At 66.6% G+C, this 15795-nt stretch carries 14 protein-coding genes and 1 pseudogene; 7 read left to right on the top strand and 8 right to left on the bottom strand.

The features are described 5' to 3' along the window. Positions 1 to 119 precede the first annotated feature (119 nt). Complete coding sequence (locus tag LR394_RS39335; protein WP_231449818.1) at positions 120 to 1343, top strand: IS110 family RNA-guided transposase; 1224 nt, start codon at positions 120 to 122, stop codon at positions 1341 to 1343. Between the two features lie 68 nt (positions 1344 to 1411). Further along, positions 1412 to 1825 (top strand): annotated as a pseudogene (locus LR394_RS39330) (DDE-type integrase/transposase/recombinase); the annotation flags it as partial. A 39-nt stretch (positions 1826 to 1864) separates the two neighbouring features. Here LR394_RS39330 and LR394_RS39325 read toward each other — a convergent pair. The 6 genes from LR394_RS39325 to LR394_RS39305 all read right to left on the bottom strand — a co-directional run bounded on the left by LR394_RS39325 (position 1865) and on the right by LR394_RS39305 (position 6717). After that, positions 1865 to 2200 carry a phage integrase N-terminal SAM-like domain-containing protein gene (locus tag LR394_RS39325; RefSeq protein ID WP_231449817.1) on the bottom strand — a complete coding sequence of 112 codons (336 nt, stop codon included), beginning with the start codon at positions 2198 to 2200 and terminating at the stop codon, positions 1865 to 1867. A gap of 100 nt (positions 2201 to 2300) precedes the next feature. Further along, positions 2301 to 3005 carry a transposase family protein gene (locus LR394_RS39320; protein WP_231449816.1) on the bottom strand — a complete coding sequence of 235 codons (705 nt, stop codon included), beginning with the start codon at positions 3003 to 3005 and terminating at the stop codon, positions 2301 to 2303. Between the two features lie 445 nt (positions 3006 to 3450). Then, positions 3451 to 3735, bottom strand: coding sequence for a transposase family protein (locus LR394_RS43910; protein WP_407937209.1), 285 nt, complete (start codon positions 3733 to 3735; stop codon positions 3451 to 3453). Positions 3736 to 4033: 298 nt separating this feature from the next. Continuing rightward, a complete protein-coding gene (locus LR394_RS39315) occupies positions 4034 to 4909 on the bottom strand; it encodes a transporter substrate-binding domain-containing protein (protein ID WP_231449815.1) in 876 nt (291 codons plus the stop codon). After that, positions 4906 to 5580: a hypothetical protein gene (locus LR394_RS39310; protein WP_231449814.1), complete on the bottom strand. Its 675-nt coding sequence runs from the start codon at positions 5578 to 5580 to the stop codon at positions 4906 to 4908. The genes LR394_RS39315 and LR394_RS39310 overlap by 4 nt, the downstream gene beginning before the upstream one ends. A 330-nt stretch (positions 5581 to 5910) precedes the next feature. After that, positions 5911 to 6717 (bottom strand): hypothetical protein, encoded by an 807-nt coding sequence (locus tag LR394_RS39305; protein ID WP_231449813.1) that lies wholly within the window; start codon positions 6715 to 6717, stop codon positions 5911 to 5913. Between the two features lie 451 nt (positions 6718 to 7168). On the opposite strand from LR394_RS39305, the gene LR394_RS39300 reads away from it, so the two are divergent. The 5 genes from LR394_RS39300 (at position 7169) to LR394_RS39280 (ending at position 13202) form a co-directional block, all read left to right on the top strand. Further along, positions 7169 to 8284, top strand: coding sequence for a LacI family DNA-binding transcriptional regulator (locus LR394_RS39300; protein WP_231449812.1), 1116 nt, complete (start codon positions 7169 to 7171; stop codon positions 8282 to 8284). A 99-nt stretch (positions 8285 to 8383) separates the two neighbouring features. Beyond that, positions 8384 to 9652, top strand: a complete 1269-nt coding sequence (locus LR394_RS39295; RefSeq protein ID WP_231449811.1) for an extracellular solute-binding protein — start codon at positions 8384 to 8386, stop codon at positions 9650 to 9652. 6 nt (positions 9653 to 9658) lie between these two features. Then, positions 9659 to 10543, top strand: a complete 885-nt coding sequence (locus LR394_RS39290) for a carbohydrate ABC transporter permease (RefSeq protein WP_231449810.1) — start codon at positions 9659 to 9661, stop codon at positions 10541 to 10543. Between the two features lie 9 nt (positions 10544 to 10552). Then, the gene (locus LR394_RS39285; RefSeq protein ID WP_231449809.1) at positions 10553 to 11362 is read left to right on the top strand and encodes a carbohydrate ABC transporter permease; all 810 of its coding nucleotides are present in this window, start codon (positions 10553 to 10555) and stop codon (positions 11360 to 11362) included. A gap of 10 nt (positions 11363 to 11372) precedes the next feature. After that, positions 11373 to 13202, top strand: coding sequence for a glycoside hydrolase family 3 protein (locus LR394_RS39280; RefSeq protein WP_231449808.1), 1830 nt, complete (start codon positions 11373 to 11375; stop codon positions 13200 to 13202). On the opposite strand, the gene LR394_RS39275 is transcribed toward LR394_RS39280, so the two are convergent. Beyond that, the gene (locus LR394_RS39275) at positions 13199 to 13708 is read right to left on the bottom strand and encodes a flavin reductase family protein (protein ID WP_231449807.1); all 510 of its coding nucleotides are present in this window, start codon (positions 13706 to 13708) and stop codon (positions 13199 to 13201) included. The genes LR394_RS39280 and LR394_RS39275 overlap by 4 nt on opposite strands. Beyond that, a complete protein-coding gene (locus tag LR394_RS43495; RefSeq protein ID WP_231449806.1) occupies positions 13698 to 15788 on the bottom strand; it encodes a tetratricopeptide repeat protein in 2091 nt (696 codons plus the stop codon). The genes LR394_RS39275 and LR394_RS43495 overlap by 11 nt, the downstream gene beginning before the upstream one ends. Positions 15789 to 15795 lie beyond the last annotated feature (7 nt).

Genomic DNA, 15795 nt, shown 5'->3' with positions numbered 1-15795 from the left:
CCCCTTCGGTCTGGACGCCCTGGCCACTGATTCAGATCTGATGCGAGTCGTCGCTGTTTAGGGACCTGCTGGCGGGGTTGTCCACCGGGGTTGGCCTGCACGAATAGGAGGTGACGGCGATGGTGGACCGGCTACTGCTCTGGGTCGGAATAGACGTGGGCAAGAGCACGCATCATGCCTGCGCGATGGATTCCGAAGGAAAGATCGTCTTTTCGCGGAAGGTCGCCAACAATCAAGCGGCGATCGAGGATCTACTGGCCAGAGCTGCCCGATTGGTCGACTCGCATGCCGGGCAGGTGCGTTGGGCGATCGACCTGACCAGCAACGCCGCCGCCCTGTTGATGGGGGTGCTGTTGGCTTCCGGCCAGCAGGTCGTCTACGTGCCGGGCCGGGTCGTCAATCGCATGAGCGGCGCCTTCCGAGGCGAAACCAAGTCGGATGCCAAAGATGCTCGGGTGATCGCCGAAACTGCGCGGATGCGTTCGGACTTGAGCCCGGTCACGGCCACGGACGACCTCGTGGTCGAGCTCACCCGTCTCAGCGGACATCGCGAGGATTTGATGGCGGACTGGGTCCGCGGAGTTAACCGGCTGCGTGACCTTCTCACTGGTATCTTCCCCGGCCTGGAGCGAGCTTTCGACTACTCCACCCGCGCTCCGTTGATTCTGCTGACCGGCTTTCAGACGCCCGATGCGATCCGTGAAGCCGGTCAGGACGGCATCGCCGGCTATCTGCGTGAGCACAAGGTCTGGGCCAAGGGCATCCCGGCCATGGCTTCCGCAGCTGTGCAGGCCGCTGCAGCCCAGAGCGTGCGACTGCCCGGCGAGAGAGCTACCGCCGAACTCATCGCCCGTCTGGCCCGGAAGCTGCTGGATCTGGACCGCGAGATCAAGGACACCGACAAACTCATCACCAGCAGCTTCCGCTCCCACCCGCAGGCAGAGATCATCGAATCCCTGCCCGGGCTGGGCCCGATCCTGGGGGCGGAATTCATCATCGTGACCGGGGGCAACCTCAACGGTTTCGCCACTTCCGGGCGCCTCGCCTCCTACGCCGGCCTCGTTCCCGTGGCTCAGGACTCCGGCCGCATCACGGGAAACCTACGCCGCCCCAAGCGATACAACCGAAAACTCAGACGCGTGTTCTACATGGCTGCGCTTTCCAGCATCCGTAGCGAAGGACCCTCACGTACCTTCTACGACCGCAAACGCGGCGAACGCCTCATCCATACCCAAGCCTTGCTTGCGCTGGCCCGCAGGCTCGTCGACGTCCTCTGGGCGCTCCTTCGCGACGGTCGAACCTTCACACCTGTAGCGCCGCAAACAACCGCTGCCGCCGCTTGACTTGGTCATTCAGATTCCTCCGACATCATGTCGGGTTCAGCGTGTCCAAGGTCCGGGGGTAAGTCCCCTTCTCCAACCGGATCGTGGGCTACTCCATCGACTCCCGCATGAAGGCATCCCTGGCCGTCACAGCACTCAAAATGGCCGTGGCCCTGCGGAATCCACGCGGAACGATTGTCCACTCGGACCGCGGGAGCCAGTTCCGGTCCAAGAAGTTCGTCCGCGCCCTGAAGAAGGCCAAGCTACGCGGTTCGATGGGCCGGGTCGGCGCCTGCGGCGACAACGCAACCATGGAATCGTTCTTTGCGCTGCTGCAGAAGAACGTCCTGGACCGCCGCCGCTGGAACACCCGCCAGGAGCTGCGCCTGGAAATCGTGACCTGGATCGAAAGGACCTACCACCGCCGACGACGCCAGGCCACCCTCGGCAAACTCACCCCGATCGAGTACGAGAGCGTCATCAGGCATACTCTTGCTGCCTGATCACCCCAACCCGTGAGTCAACCGGCTTGGGGGCAGTCCCTACCGGCCATCGCAGAGGAACTCGTTGAAGATCCGCAGATTTCCCTGGTAGGCGCGGATCGTCGCCGGCGCCAGACGCCGCTCCGACGCCAGCGACATCGACCACTCATCCACATGGGCAGACGTCCAGCGCCACGGGTACTCGTTGGTGAACGCCATGAACTGGCGCACCAGCCGCTCCCGCTCCGCGATGGTCTCCTCACGCAGACCCCGAGCCGTCTGCTGCGCCCGCCAGCCCCGCAGCATCGCCTCGCTCATCGCGTCCTGCGGACGCAACCGGACAACACCCGACAACAGTTCCAGGTGCGCCGCACCTGCCAAGTCGATCTGACGCAACCGGCCCTCCCCCGAACACCCGGATAGCGGGAAGATCATGCATCAGAAGGGATCCCGGCGCCAAACACTCTGGCCAACGGCGTGTCTCACGCCGGATGCGTTAGGTACTAGATCCTCGCCCCACCACGACACCAGCAACGTACTCGCCCGTCTGATGCAATTCCCGAGGGTTCGCATAGGCGTTAGAGCCGTCGCGACAGACGATCTCGATCCCAGGATGCGCCTTCAACCACGTGGCCAGGGTGCTCGAGAGCCGGTCGGGCAGGAGATCCAGCGGACGATGCGTACCGACGTCGATGATGATCGTCGCGTAACGGTGGCCCTTGCGGATCGCGACGTCATCCACCCCCAGCACGGCGGGGACCACTTCTCCTGCGGCCTGGGCCTGCTCGAACGGAAGCGGCAGCCCCATCACGACCCGCAGCACGGTATCCCGCGAGACCTGCACACCCGCGGCCCCCAGAAGCCGGGAACCCGCACGCCCAGCGGCCAGAGTCCCGAACCGGGCGATCATCGATGTGACCCGCTGCGTGCGGCGCGCCCACCGCCGGGTCAGAGAAGGGATCTGCTCCCGGAACGTCCTTCGAACACAGGCGGCCTCGACGCACACTAGCCTTCGAGAACCTAGCTCCAGCAGCACGTTTCTGCCTGCGATCGCAACGTCCTTCAACCGGCGACGACACCAGCCATGAACCCGGCTCGAAAGGGAACCGCACGAAGGGCATGCCACCTCCGCCGCGGTGGAGACGACCTGGATCCGCAGGCCGTCCCCATCCTCGCAAACCCCTTCCACCACGACGGGCACCCCGGGAAACGACACCCCATCAAGATCAACAGCACACTCAACTCAAGATCACATAGAACGTGATTCACCGGAAATCGACCACTTCGACCACCGTTTGTGCGCCAGAGCCGTTCCCCGGACAGTCCCTCTTCCGACTGGCAATGGGTGGACACCGCCTGGCGAGCACGATGACAAAAGCCCGGTGACGGGAGACTGTCACGCCGGGATCTGTGGGAGCCGGGGGCTGCAATGCCCCCGGCCACCCGACCCTGGGTTCCGCTTAGCCAATGCTCGTGGTCGTGCTCGGCCGGGTCGTGTCAGGGTGCCCGTGGCGTACGTGTGGCCCCGACGGATCGCGACGTCGTCCACCCCGATCACCGCGGGCATCTCCTACCCGGACTGACAGGCCTGCTCGAACGGTAACGACTGGGCCATCACGACCCGCAGTACCGTGTCCCTGCTGACCTCAAGCCCTGCCACGGCCAGAAGCCGTGATCCGGCGCGGCCAACCACCCCGGTACCGAACCCGGCGATCAACGTCGTTGCCCGTGTCGTGCGCCGGCGCCCACCGCCGCGTCAGATCAGGCACCTGCCCCCGGAACGTCTTCTGCCCGCAACCGGAACCAGAACAGAGCATGCGGCGAGACCGCAACTCCACCAACACCTTCCGTCCAGCGCCAGCAAGGTCTTTCAACCACCGCGTGCACCAGCCATGAACCCGGTCCGAGACCGACCCGCACGCCGGACACACCGCTGACGAAGCAGTCGAGACCAGCCGAACCCGAAGGCCTTCCTCCGAGGCGTGCACGCCCTCCACCACCACTGGCAGCCCTGGGAACAACACCTCACCAAGATCAAAATCGCACTCGAGCCAAGATCAGATAGAAGGCGATTCACAGAAAGCCATGACTTGACCACTTTTTGCGCCAGAGCTGCCAGCCGGACAGTCCCTGGCCCTGAGGTACTCAGGCATCATCGGGGCGGAACGGCGGCGGGGACGAGAACGCTGTCTCCAGGGTTGCGTCCAGGCGGCGACATCGACGTCCCGGTCAGCCGTCCGAAGCTGTCACGTCGGCCTCGACCTGGCACGAACGCTCGCTCATCTCGCTGGCATTGGGCAGGAACGGGTTGTTCGGCTGGTACACCGAAGGCGGAATGGCCGGGAAGTAACTGGCGAAGTCACTTTTCCAGTTTCCCGCCAGGTACTTCTTGATGGCTTCGTTGACCCGCTCGCAGTCCTCCTGGTGCCCGCCCAGGATCCCGATTCCGTAGTACTGGGTGCGGCCTTTGACGTCCTCGATGATCCGGTAGTCGTTCTTGTAGTCAGGCAGCCCCATGTAGCCGTAGAGCACGAGCGTGTCGTCGAAGACGGCCTCCACGGCACCGTCGTTCAGGAGCTCGATGCACTGGCTCACCTTGTCCCGCGTGGTGAGGTCGCTCAGGCCGCTGGAGTCGGCGGGAGCGGTTGTGCCGGACACGACGCACACGGACCGGCCCTGAAGATCCGCGGGGGTCGCGGACGAGCCCTTCGGGACGAGGAAGGCCTGGCCCGTCTTCAGGTAGGGGCCGGCGAAGTCGATGCCCTTCTGGTTACGGGCGGGCGTGATCGAGTAGGCGGCGGCGACCAGCGTGGTCTTGCGGTCGAGGATGGCCGCGTCGCGTTCACCGACGTTGTTGAGCCGGACCTTGGTCTGCTCGTCGGACGGCATGTCCGGGCTCTTCAGGCTGGCGTACAGGGCGGTGGCCAGGCTCGCGTCCAGCCCCTGGGGATCCTCCTCGCCCCACGAGAAACCGGGGCTGTCGACCACGTAACCGATCGAGATGGCGTTCTGACCGTCGAACAGGCTCTCGCGTTCGTCGCCGCAGGCGGTCAGGACCAGGGCCGCGGCGGACACCGCGGCCACGGTTGCTCTCAGGGATTTCACCGTTCCAGCCTCGCCCTCTCGATGGAGATGTCGACCACGCAGTTGTTCTCTTCCTCGACGTTCGTGACCGTGAGATCGAACTCCAGATCGGCCTGACCGTCACCCAGCGAGCTGGAGATCGCGTACCCGTTCTCGCCGTCCGCCTCGTACTTCGCCAGCCGGACGCGGTTCGAATCCGTCACCAGCTCGGTGTAATTCGCGCACTCACCGAGCGCGTCGTCCTGGTTGACGATCGCCAGGGTGATGTCGAGCCGGCGCGGTCTCTCCTCCAGGCCGTCGGCCCGGACGCCGATCGACTGACCGGTCTTCATCGAGACGACCCGGGAGCCGTCGGCGAACTGCACCCGGTCGCCGACGTCGACTGGCCTGAGGTAGGTGGCCAGGGCACCGATCGACAGGGCCACCAGCACCACGAAGGCCAGCCCGGTGAAGAAGCGGAGCAGGCTGGCGGTGGAGGCGTCCTTGCCGACGGGATTGATCCCCAGGTAGCTGAGCACCTCGAGAAAGGCGATGACGACGGCCGCCACCAAGGCCAGCCGCTGGCTCCACTGCGGGTAGTTGCTGCGCAGGACCCACACGTTGAGCAGGATGATCACCAGCAGGGCAACGATTTCCCAGGACGTGGGCCGATCGTCGTACCCGTAGTAGTAGGAATTCCTCGAACGTCTCATGAGCGTGCCCCCCGGCCGCCGTTTGTTCTCTCCCCCGTCAGAAAGTAGCACCCAATGACCTGAAAGGAATATTGAGAGCGAAAACCTTAAAAAGATTTGAGCTTCCTGTGGAGAACTGCAGCGACCGGCATCGACAGTCTGCGGACTCCGCTGCCTCCGAAAGCCCTCTCGTTTCCGCAAGGTCGCGGGCCACGAGTGAACGACGGGCAGCCGGAGGGCTCTGCGTGGTTTCGGTCTCCGGCCCGGCCGCGGCGCCGGCGTCAGCAGCCGGCCTGGCTCGTACGGCAAACTGGCCGCTGACAACGGTGCCACGAACCGGTTGGCGTTCGCCTACTTCACCTTGACGTAGTCGCTGCCCGAGGTCGAGACCGAGGTGGCGTCGGTGGCGGGGTGGTAGGCCCTCCAGTGGCCCGACTTCCTGACCTTCACGCGGGCGTCCACCTCACCGTCCTCGGCCGAGACGGTCTTGACGGTGCGATACTTCTGCTCGCCGGCCGCCTTGAACTGGATCTCGACCTCGCCGTCGATTTCTTCCCAGGTGCCGTTGTTCCAGTCCGCGGTCTGCAGGGTGGCCGTCAGGTTGATCCGCTTCCCCTTGCGAACGGGCTCCGGGGAGGCGTTGAAGCTGTCGCCGAAGCGGGTCTGGCGCAGCAGGTTGATCGTGCTCGACTCGCCGAAATGCCCGGCGCCGTCGTCGTCCAGGTGGTTGTGGTCGGCATCGACGAAGGCCTCGGCGTGGATCGGGTTCGGGCCGGTGAGGTCGTTGCCGGGGATGAAGTCGTAGCCCCGGTACGTGCCCCCGATCGGGTTGATGATGCCCGAACCACCGTGCGTGCAGTCATAATTGGTGGGCCCCTGGCGCATGTCGTAGTTGCAGGCTGCGAACCAGAACGCGTGGGCCGCGGTTCCCACGCCGGCGCCCCGCACCGAGAACTTGACGTCCTGGTCGTCGCAGGTGGTCCTGACGCCGAACTGCACGCGCTTGGCTTTGACACCGATGACGACCGTGTGCGGCAGGACGTCGGTCATGGTGCAGTTCTCGACGCTTCCGGCGGCCTGAGCCGGACCGGCCATCAGCAAAGTGGTTGAGGCCAGGGCCGTACTGGCCAGCCCGATCATGAAAGTGCGCTTGATCATCGGTTTCTCCCGTCCGATGGGACTGCCGGTGTGCGGTCTTGCCGAGACATGAGTGCGAGTGCTCTCGCATCACGAAGCGCCGCCGGGCAGCATTTTCCGGCTAATGGCAACGAAATTCGCTAAAGGCGGTCTGGACGTCCTCATCTCCCCCGAGACGTTTCCACGGTAAGTCGTTTACAACAGCTTTGGGCCGTTTTGAGGAAACCGGACCGAACGGGTACTGACAAAAGGCAGCGGGCGTAGACCGGTCGAGGCACCGGCCCCTCCGAGCCGGCACGAACCAGTCCCCTCTTCGCGGACGCAGCGAGGGCGTCGCAGCGAGGTCCAGCCGGCAACCGTCCCGTTGGTAGCCTGCAACAGCACACACCCGGGGCCGGGACGGCTCCGTCGCCACCCAGCAGGTGAAGCCGTCCACAGTCCCTGATCTGCCTTGCTTCCTGGGAGGACACTCTTGACTTCGCGACGCCGTCCGACGGTCCATGACGTCGCGAAACTGGCCGGCGTCTCGATCGCGACAGTGTCGTTCTCGTTCCGCCGCCCCGACCAGGTACGCCCCGAGACCCGCGAGACAGTCCTCCAGGCAGCTCGGGAGTTGGGGTACATCCCCAGCGCGTCGGCGCGAGGGCTGGTGCGGGGTAAGACCGGAACGCTCGGCCTGCACTCGTACGAGTTCCTGCTGGAGCGCCCGCTGCATGAGGAAGCAACAAACCCGGCACCCGCGCCACCGGTGGACATCGATCGTCCACTGATCCCCTGGGAGGACATCGCCGACGCCCAGCGCGCAGATCTCCGGGCCTACCCCCTGTACGTCGATGAGGTGCAGCGCGGATTTGAGCTCGAGGCGCGGCGGCATGAGCGGCCAGTGCTGCTGGGCCGCGGCGATCCGTCGCAGGGGGCGATCACCGAGACAGCGGGACGGGTGGACGGGCTGGCGATCTTCCCCGGCCGTTCGGCGGCGCAGTGGCTGCAAGGAGCCACGCTGAACATGCCCGTGGTCCTGCTCAGCCTTCCTTCCGGCAACGACCGGTACCACCACGTTCTGGCCGACAATCGCGGTGGGATGGACCAATTGGTGACGCACCTGGTCACCGACCACGGGATCGGCGACCTTCAGTTCGTGGGCGGGACCATCGCCTACGACTACCAGGAGCGCTTCCTGGGTTTCCAGCAGGCCCTGCAGAAACTGGGCAGGCCGGTGCCGCAGAAGGTCTGTGACGACGCCGACCTGGGCCAGGGGCCACGGTTCACCGGGGTACTGGAGCTCCTGCGCAGTCATCGGTTGCCGCAGGCGCTGGTGTGTGCGAGCGATCAGCTGGCCCTGGAACTGCTGGACGTGCTGCGTCAGGAGGGTGTGTCGGTGCCGGGTGATGTGGTGGTGACCGGATTCGACGGCATCCTGGCCGGAGCGCTGGGCAGGCCGCCGCTGACCACGGTGCGCCAGCCGATGGAGGCGATGGGGCGGGTGGCCGCCCAGCTCCTGATGATGGAGCACGACGCCGATACGCCCGGCGGTCGCACGGTCGAACTGGGCACCCGTCTGGAGATCCGGGCCAGCTGCGGCTGCTGAGAGGCGCTTGGCCCCTTTGCGCATCGTGGCTGGTCGTGCCACAGTGACCTGGTCGATCTAAACGTTTAGATCCGCGCCGCGTGTTCAAGGAGGAACATTGTGAAAGGGACATCTGCCCGGTCCGCCCTGGCCATCGTCCTGACCGCCGGTCTGGCGCTGAGCGCCTGTGGGCGGGCGGAGGAGGCCGACAGCGGCACCTCGGCCGCCGCCTCCACCATCGGCTCGGACCCGGCGACCGGCGAGATCACCATCTGGGCCATGGGCACCGAGGGTGAGTTGTTGCCGAAGTTCGTCGAGGAGTTCGAGAAGGCCAACCCCGACGCCGACGTCGAGGTCACCGCGATCCCCTGGGACTCCGCACACAACAAGATCCAGACCGCGATCGCCGGTGGCAACAGCCCCGACATGGCCATGATGGGCACCACCTGGATGGCCGACTTCGCCGACGACTTCGCCACCGTGCCGACCGATCTGGACACCTCGGGCTTCTTCCCGGGCGCGCTGAGCACCACCGAGTCCGGCGAGCGCAAGGTGGGCATGCCCTGGTACGTGGACACCCGCGTCCTCTATTACCGCACCGACCTGGCCGAAAAGGCCGGCTGGAACCAGGCCCCGGCCACCTGGGAAGAGCTGCAGCAGATGGCCAAGGACATGCAGGCCAAGGCCGGCGCAGAGTTCGGTATCCGGCTGCCCGCGGGCCCGGACGCCTTCCAGGGCACGCTGTGGATGCCGTGGTCCAACGGCGCCGAGATCACCAGCGGCGACGAGTGGACGCTGGACACCCCGGAGATGGTCGAGGCGTACGAGTACTACCAGAGCTTCTTCACCGGCAAGATCGCGGACGCCAACGCGGACGTCTCGGCCGGGGCGCAGGAGAACTCGTTCGTGGACGGCAGCACCCCGATGCTGATCGACGGCCCGTTCATGCGCGGCTCGCTGGCCACCGTCGGTGGTGACGACTTCGACGAGAAGTACGCGGTGGCCTCGCTTCCGGCCCGGGACAGCTCGACCTCCTTCAGCGGCGGCGCCAACCTGGTGGTCTTCGAGGACAGCAAGAACGCCGGCAGCGCCTGGAAGCTGGCGCAGTGGCTGGGCCAGGCCGACACCCAGGCCGCGTGGTTCCAGGCCTCCGGGGACCTGCCCTCGGTCCAGGCCGCCTGGGACGAGAAGGAACTGGCCGACGACGAGGATCTTCAGGTGTTCGGCACCCAGCTGGAGACCGCCAAGGCACAGCCGGTGAGCACCTCCTGGGTGCAGGTCGGCGCGGCCGCGGACCAGGCCCTGGAGCAGATGCGCCGCGAGAGCGTGAGCGCCGCCGACGCGCTGAAGGACCTGCAGAACAAGGCCGACTCCATCGGGCTGGACTGATCCCGGGTGGGCGCCCAGCTCAGGCGCAAGCAGGCCCTGATCGCGTGGGGGTTCTGCCTGCCCTTCGTCGCGGTGTTCGGGCTGTTCATGCTGGTACCGATCCTCGGCTCGTTCGGCATGTCCTTCACCGACTTCACCGCCCGGGACATCCAGACCCCGTTCTCGGTGAACTTCACCGGCCTGCAGCAGTACACCGACCTGTTCGCCGACGCCCGGTTCCGCCAGGCCATGCTGGTCACCGCGCTGTTCGTGGTGATCGGCATCCCGCTGACGATGACCGTGGCGATGGCCCTGGCGCTCGCCCTGAACTCCGGTTCGGGGCGGATCGTCGCGTTCTTCCGGGTCGGCTTCTACGCTCCGGTGGTCACCAGCATCGTGGCGATCTCGGTGGTCTGGCGCTACATCCTGCAGCCCGAGGGCCTGGCCAACCAGGCCCTGTCGGTGGTGGGGATCAGCGGTCCGGACTGGCTGAACGACTCGACCTGGGCACTGCCCTCGCTGATCGTGATGGCGGTCTGGCGCAACGTCGGCACCCTGATGATCATTTTCCTGGCCGGCCTGCAGGCGGTTCCGCAGGACGTGCACGAGGCCGCCACGATGGACGGTGCGGGCGCGTTCCGGCGGCTGATCTCGGTGACGCTGCCGCTGCTGCGGCCCACGCTGCTGCTCGGCGCGGTCCTGATCTCGGTGGGCTACCTGCAGTTCTTCGAGGAAGCCTTCGTGATGACCAAGGGCGGGCCGCTGGACGCCACCCTGTCGGTCGCCTACTACACCTACCAGCAGTTCGGTTTCGGTGAGTACGGCCTGGCCTCGGCCGCCAGCTACGTGCTGTTCCTGGTCATCGCCCTGGTCAGCCTGGTCCAGTTCCGGCTGCTGCGCTCGCAGGACTGAGGGGGAATCATGCCTAGACGTCTGACCTACGGTGTGCTCACGATCGGTCTGGTGGCCTGGCTGCTGCCGTTCGTCTGGATGGCCCTGGGCTCGTTCAAGAACCAGGGTGAGATCCTGCGGCGGCCGCCGACCTGGTGGCCGCAGACCCCGACCGGTGAGAACTACAGCCAGTGGTTCGGCCCGCTGCACTTCGGCACGTTCTTCACCAACAGCCTGGTGGTGGCCGGGTTCACCGTGCTGGGCAACCTGGTGTTCTGCTCGATGGTCGGCTACGCCCTGGCCAAGATGGACTTCCCGGGCAAGAAACTGCTGTTCGGCGCGGTCATGGTGACCCTGATGGTGCCCGGCGTGGTGACCTTCGTGCCGCTGTTCGTGATGGTCTCCAAGATGGGCCTGCTGAACAGTTACGCGGCGCTGATCCTGCCGTTCATCACCGCACCGCTGGGCGTCTTCCTGATGCGGCAGTTCATCCTGGGCATCCCCGACGCCCTGCTGGAAGCGGCGCGGATCGACGGCGCCGGCGAGTTCCGGATCTTCGCCCGGATCGTGATGCCGCTGTGCGGGCCGCCTCTGGCCACACTCGGCATCCTCACGTTCCTCAGCTCCTGGAACAACTTCCTCTGGCCGCTGGTGGCCGCGCAGAGCGAGGACCGGTACACCCTGCCGGTCGCCCTGTCGCTGTACTCCACCGGGCAGAACGCCACCAACTACGGCCTGCTGCTGGCCGGCTCGGTGCTGGTCATCGTCCCGATCCTGCTGCTCTTCCTGGCCCTGCAGCGCTATTTCATCCAGGGCGTCGCCACCACCGGCCTGAAGTAAGGAGATACCCATGCGCATTCCTGAGTCCACCACCGAAACCGGCGATGTCTACCGTGATCTCAACGGCAACGGCGTCCTGGATCCGTACGAGAACCGTTCCCTGAGCGCCGAGGAGCGGACCGAGGACCTGCTGGCGCGGCTGAGCCTGGCCGAGAAGGCCGGCCTGATGTTCCAGACCGTCATCGAGGTCGGCCCGGACGGAGACCTGGTCCAGACCGCGGGTCGGATCAGCAAGTCCCCCACCGGCGAGGTGGTCCTCGGCAAGCACCTGAACCACTTCAACGTGCACCAGATCGAGACCGCCCGCCAGGCCGCCACCTGGAACAACAACCTGCAGGAACTGGCCGAGCAGACCCCGCACGGCATCCCGGTCACGATCAGCACCGATCCCCGTCACGCCTTCGTCGAGAACGCCGGGGTCGCTTTCTCCGCCGGGCCTTTCAGCCAGTGGCCGGAAGGCCTGGGGCTGGCCGCCCTCGACGATCTGGATTCGGTGCGCCGTTTCGCCGACGTGGCCCGCCAGGAGTACGTGGCGGTCGGCATCCGGGCCGCCCTGCACCCCCAGGTCGACCTGGCCACCGAACCGCGCTGGGGACGCCAGGCCCAGACCATGGGCCATGACGCCGACCGGGTCGCCGAGTTCACGGCCGCCTATCTCGACGGCTTTCAGACAGCGAACCTCGGCCCGTCCAGCGTTGCCTGCACCACCAAGCATTTTCCGGGTGGTGGACCGCAGAAGGACGGGGAGGACGCGCATTTCCCCTACGGCCGCGAGCAGGTCTACCCGGGCGGCAGGTTCGACTACCACCTCAAGCCTTTCCGCGAAGCCATTGCCCGCGGAACTGCAGCGATGATGCCCTATTACGGGATGCCGATCGATCTTGAGCTGAACGGTGAGCGGATCGAGGAGGTGGGCTTCGGCTTCAACCGGCAGATCGTCACCGGCCTGCTGCGCGAGGAACTGGGCTACGACGGCGTCGTGGTGACCGACTGGGAACTGGTCAACGACAACCACGTCGGCTCACAGGTGCTGCCGGCCCGGGCCTGGGGCGTCGAATCGCTCACCCCATCACAGCGAATGGCCAAAATTGTAGACGCCGGATGCGACCAGTTCGGTGGGGAGGAGTGTGTCGACCTGCTCATCGATCTCGTGGAACGCGGCGTGATCGAGGAGTCCCGGATCGACGAGTCGGTGCGCCGGATCCTGCTGGTGAAGTTCCGCCTGGGGTTGTTCGACAACCCCTACGTGGATGTGGAGGCCGCCGAGCGTCTCGTCGGGAACGCTGAGTTCCGGCGCCAGGGTTTCGAGGCACAGGCCAACTCGACCACCCTGCTGGTGAACAAGAACGACTGCTTGCCCCTGGCGTCCTCCATTTCCGCCTACAGCGAGAACCTGAGCACCGAGCACCTTTCCGAGTGGGCCAAGCCGGTCGAATCCCCGCAGGAGGCCGACGTCGCCATCGTGCGGCTCATGGCTCCCTTCGAACCGCGCGACGACCTGTTCCTGGAAGCCTGGTTCCACCAGGGGTCCCTGGACTTCCCGCCCGGTCTGGTCCACCGCCTGTCCCGGATCGCCGACCGCTGCCCCCTGATCCTCGTGGTCACCCTCGATCGTCCGGCGATCCTCACTCCCCTGCTGCCGTTCACCTCCGCACTGGTGGCTGACTACGGTAGTTCCGACGCCGCCGTCCTGGCTGCTCTGACCGGCAAGTTCCCGCCCCGCGGGCGACTTCCCATCGAGATCCCCCGGTCCATGGACGCGGTGCGGGCCTCGCGAGCGGACGTCCCCAGCGATACTGAGGACCCGGTCTTCCCGCTCCATTTCGGCCTCGCACTCTAGGTCGTGCTCTGAACTTCCCTGCCGGAGAAGGCCAGCGGCTCCCCGGCGACCGGAAACAAGCTGTGGTAATCCCGGTTCCAGTACACCAGCGGACGCCCGGGAGAAAGATCGACCTGCTCGAGGAGCCCGATCACCATGGTGTGGTCCCCGATCTCGAACCGTTCCCGCGCCGAGCACTCCAGGTGGGCCACGGCACCCGGGATCCGGGGCAACACCTCGCTGGTCAGCCCGACCAGGTCCCGGTCGCCGGGTTCACCCTGGGCGAAGTGCTCGCCGATCCAGGCCTGCTCCTCGGCCAGGACGTTCACCCGGAACCGGGTGAGCCCGTTCAGCAGGCAGTGGCCGCGGCTGCCGCGGGTGAGGCTGAACATCACCAGCGGCGGGCGCTGCGACAGCACGCCCAGCGAACCGACGGTGACCCCGAGCCCGTCCCCGGTAGTCACCACGGCTACCGACGAAGGCACCTGGCGGCCCACCTGCCGCAGACTCTTGGCGTCAACCGGCATGCGCCACCGAGCCCGACGGCTGGGTGCACTGATGCAGCCGCTCCAGAGCCTCGTCATCGGCGGACGATTCCAGGACCGCCGCGAAGTCGGCTGCTGCTTCGGTCAGGTTTCCGCTGTCCTGGTGGACCACCCCACGGTTGAAGCGGAAGGACGGCTGGTCGTCCAGAGCCACGGCAGCATCGAAGTCGGCCAGTGCCCCGGCCAGGTCTCCTTCCTGGTAGGCCAACTCCGCCCGTACTGCCCAGGCCTGAGGGTAGCGGGGGTCGGCGTGCAAGGCCTCGTCCAGGCACTGCCGGGCCGCGGCGCCGGAGCTCAGGATCTGGGCCTTGAGGGTGAGCAGTTCGGGTCGAGCAGGGATCTCGGTGAGGGCCCGGTCCAGCGCGGCCCGGGCTGCGTCGAGCCGGCCCACCTCAACCAGGAGCTCGATGTAGCTGACGTGCGCCTCGAGCCGGGTGGGATCGAGTTCAACTGCTTCGGCGAAGCTTTCCAGGGCCGGTTGTACTCGTCCTTGGGTCAGTTCGGCATCCCCGATGTTGTAGTGGGCCTCGGGGAAGGGCGGAGACTTGGCCAGGGCGGTCCGGTAGGCGTCTACTGCTTCGGCGGGCCGCCCCAGTCGCCGCAGGAGGTTGCCGATCTGGAAGTAGTGCTCGTAGAACTCCGGGTCGGCCTCGGCCACCGCCCAGTACTCTTGGAGCGCCTCCTCGGTACGGTCGCTCATCATCAGGACCTGGGCCCGGTTGTAGCGCAGGACGATCCGGTGCAGGCGGTACTGGCCCGGTTCGAGTTCAGCGTCCAGCCGGCTCATTCCTTCCTCGAGCAGCCGCAGGGCCACCTCCGGCTGCTTCTCCCGGACCTCGATCAGCGCCAGCCCGTTGTGCGCGAACACCGACTCGAACGCCCGCTTGGCCGGATCCTCGACCTGCCGGGTCAGCACGATGTGCATGTTCATCCACATCCGGGCCAGACGCGGGTCCCGCCGCGGCTCGGGGTAGTACCGCGCATACAGCATCGCCATGCCGTACGTGATGTTCGAGTGGACGCCGTGCTTCTGGCTGCGCACGGCCGCCTCCTGGAACTGCTCGGCCGCCTCGTCCGCCCGGGCCAGCGAGGACAGGCACACCGCGACGGCATGCGTGAACTCCCACCACACGTCCTCGTCGGCAACCGGGTCGACCAGGGACACGCCTCGCCGCCCCAGCTCCACCGCAGCCGAGTACAGCCCGAACTCCCGGCACCGTCGCACCGCCTCCCGCAGGAGATTGACCAGACGCTCGTCACCGGCGCGTTCGGCATGAAAGAGAGCGGCCCCCAGCCCCAGTGAGATCTCCCCTTCTTCGTGCACGGCGGACAGCACCGACTCCAGGGCGGCGCTGTGCAGAGCTGCGCGCTCCTCGTCGGACAGCCGGGCGTAGCGGGCAACCGGGCCTGGTGCGTCGTCCAGGCAGCATCCCTCAACGAATTCCTCGAGCTCACCGTCGTCGATGTTCTCCGAAGCGGTCACAGCCCGCGCCTGAGCACATCGGTCCAGCTCACGGACCAGGGAGATCGGTAACTCACCGGGTGGGTCGGTGACCTGCGCGGTGCCGGTGCAGGCCACGACGGTCAGGTCCGGCAGGTCGGTCCGCCGCAGCAGCACCGCGACGAACTCCTGATCGGTGACGTCGGCCTCGTCCAGGTTCTCCAGGACCAGGGTGCGCGGGCCGCCGCCCAGAGCCCGCAGATGATCGCGCAGCAGGGCGGCCAGGCCGTTGGCCAGGTTGAAGGTGTGCAGCCGGGAGTAGTAGCGGGTCTTCTCCTCACGATCGAGTGACCATTCGAACGCGGCCAGCACCGGCGGTACCCGATGGGCCAGTTCCGGCGCGGCGATGGCGATCTCGTTGAAGTGACGCGGACCGATACCGGGATCCAGCTGCAGGGCGTGGTCGATGATCTGCCGCAGCAGGGTGCCCGCCGCCGTGTACGGGCCGCGCCGGCGACGGTGGGCGTCCAGGACCGCCAGCACCGGTGGCAGGTTCATCCCGCTCAGGGCCCGGGCCCGGTCCGCGCGTCGGCCGCCGTGGATCCAGTGGTGTCGCTTCACGCTGTTC

The sequence above is a fragment of the Kineosporia babensis genome, assembly GCF_021129305.1.
In the GTDB taxonomy this organism is placed as follows: Bacteria; Actinomycetota; Actinomycetes; order Actinomycetales; family Kineosporiaceae; genus Kineosporia; species Kineosporia babensis.
This window is presented reverse-complemented; position numbering and strand designations above follow the sequence as displayed.

What these genes read in the sequence shown, in the direction of transcription:
- LR394_RS39335 (WP_231449818.1), top strand. Translation starts at nt 120, where the DNA reads ATGGTGGACCGGCTACTGCTCTGGGTCGGAATAGACGTGGGCAAGAGC.
- LR394_RS39310 (WP_231449814.1), bottom strand. Translation starts at nt 5,580, where the DNA reads ATGAGACGTTCGAGGAATTCCTACTACTACGGGTACGACGATCGGCCC.
- LR394_RS39305 (WP_231449813.1), bottom strand. Translation starts at nt 6,717, where the DNA reads ATGATCAAGCGCACTTTCATGATCGGGCTGGCCAGTACGGCCCTGGCC.
- LR394_RS39285 (WP_231449809.1), top strand. Translation starts at nt 10,553, where the DNA reads ATGCCTAGACGTCTGACCTACGGTGTGCTCACGATCGGTCTGGTGGCC.
- LR394_RS39280 (WP_231449808.1), top strand. Translation starts at nt 11,373, where the DNA reads ATGCGCATTCCTGAGTCCACCACCGAAACCGGCGATGTCTACCGTGAT.
- LR394_RS39275 (WP_231449807.1), bottom strand. Translation starts at nt 13,708, where the DNA reads ATGCCGGTTGACGCCAAGAGTCTGCGGCAGGTGGGCCGCCAGGTGCCT.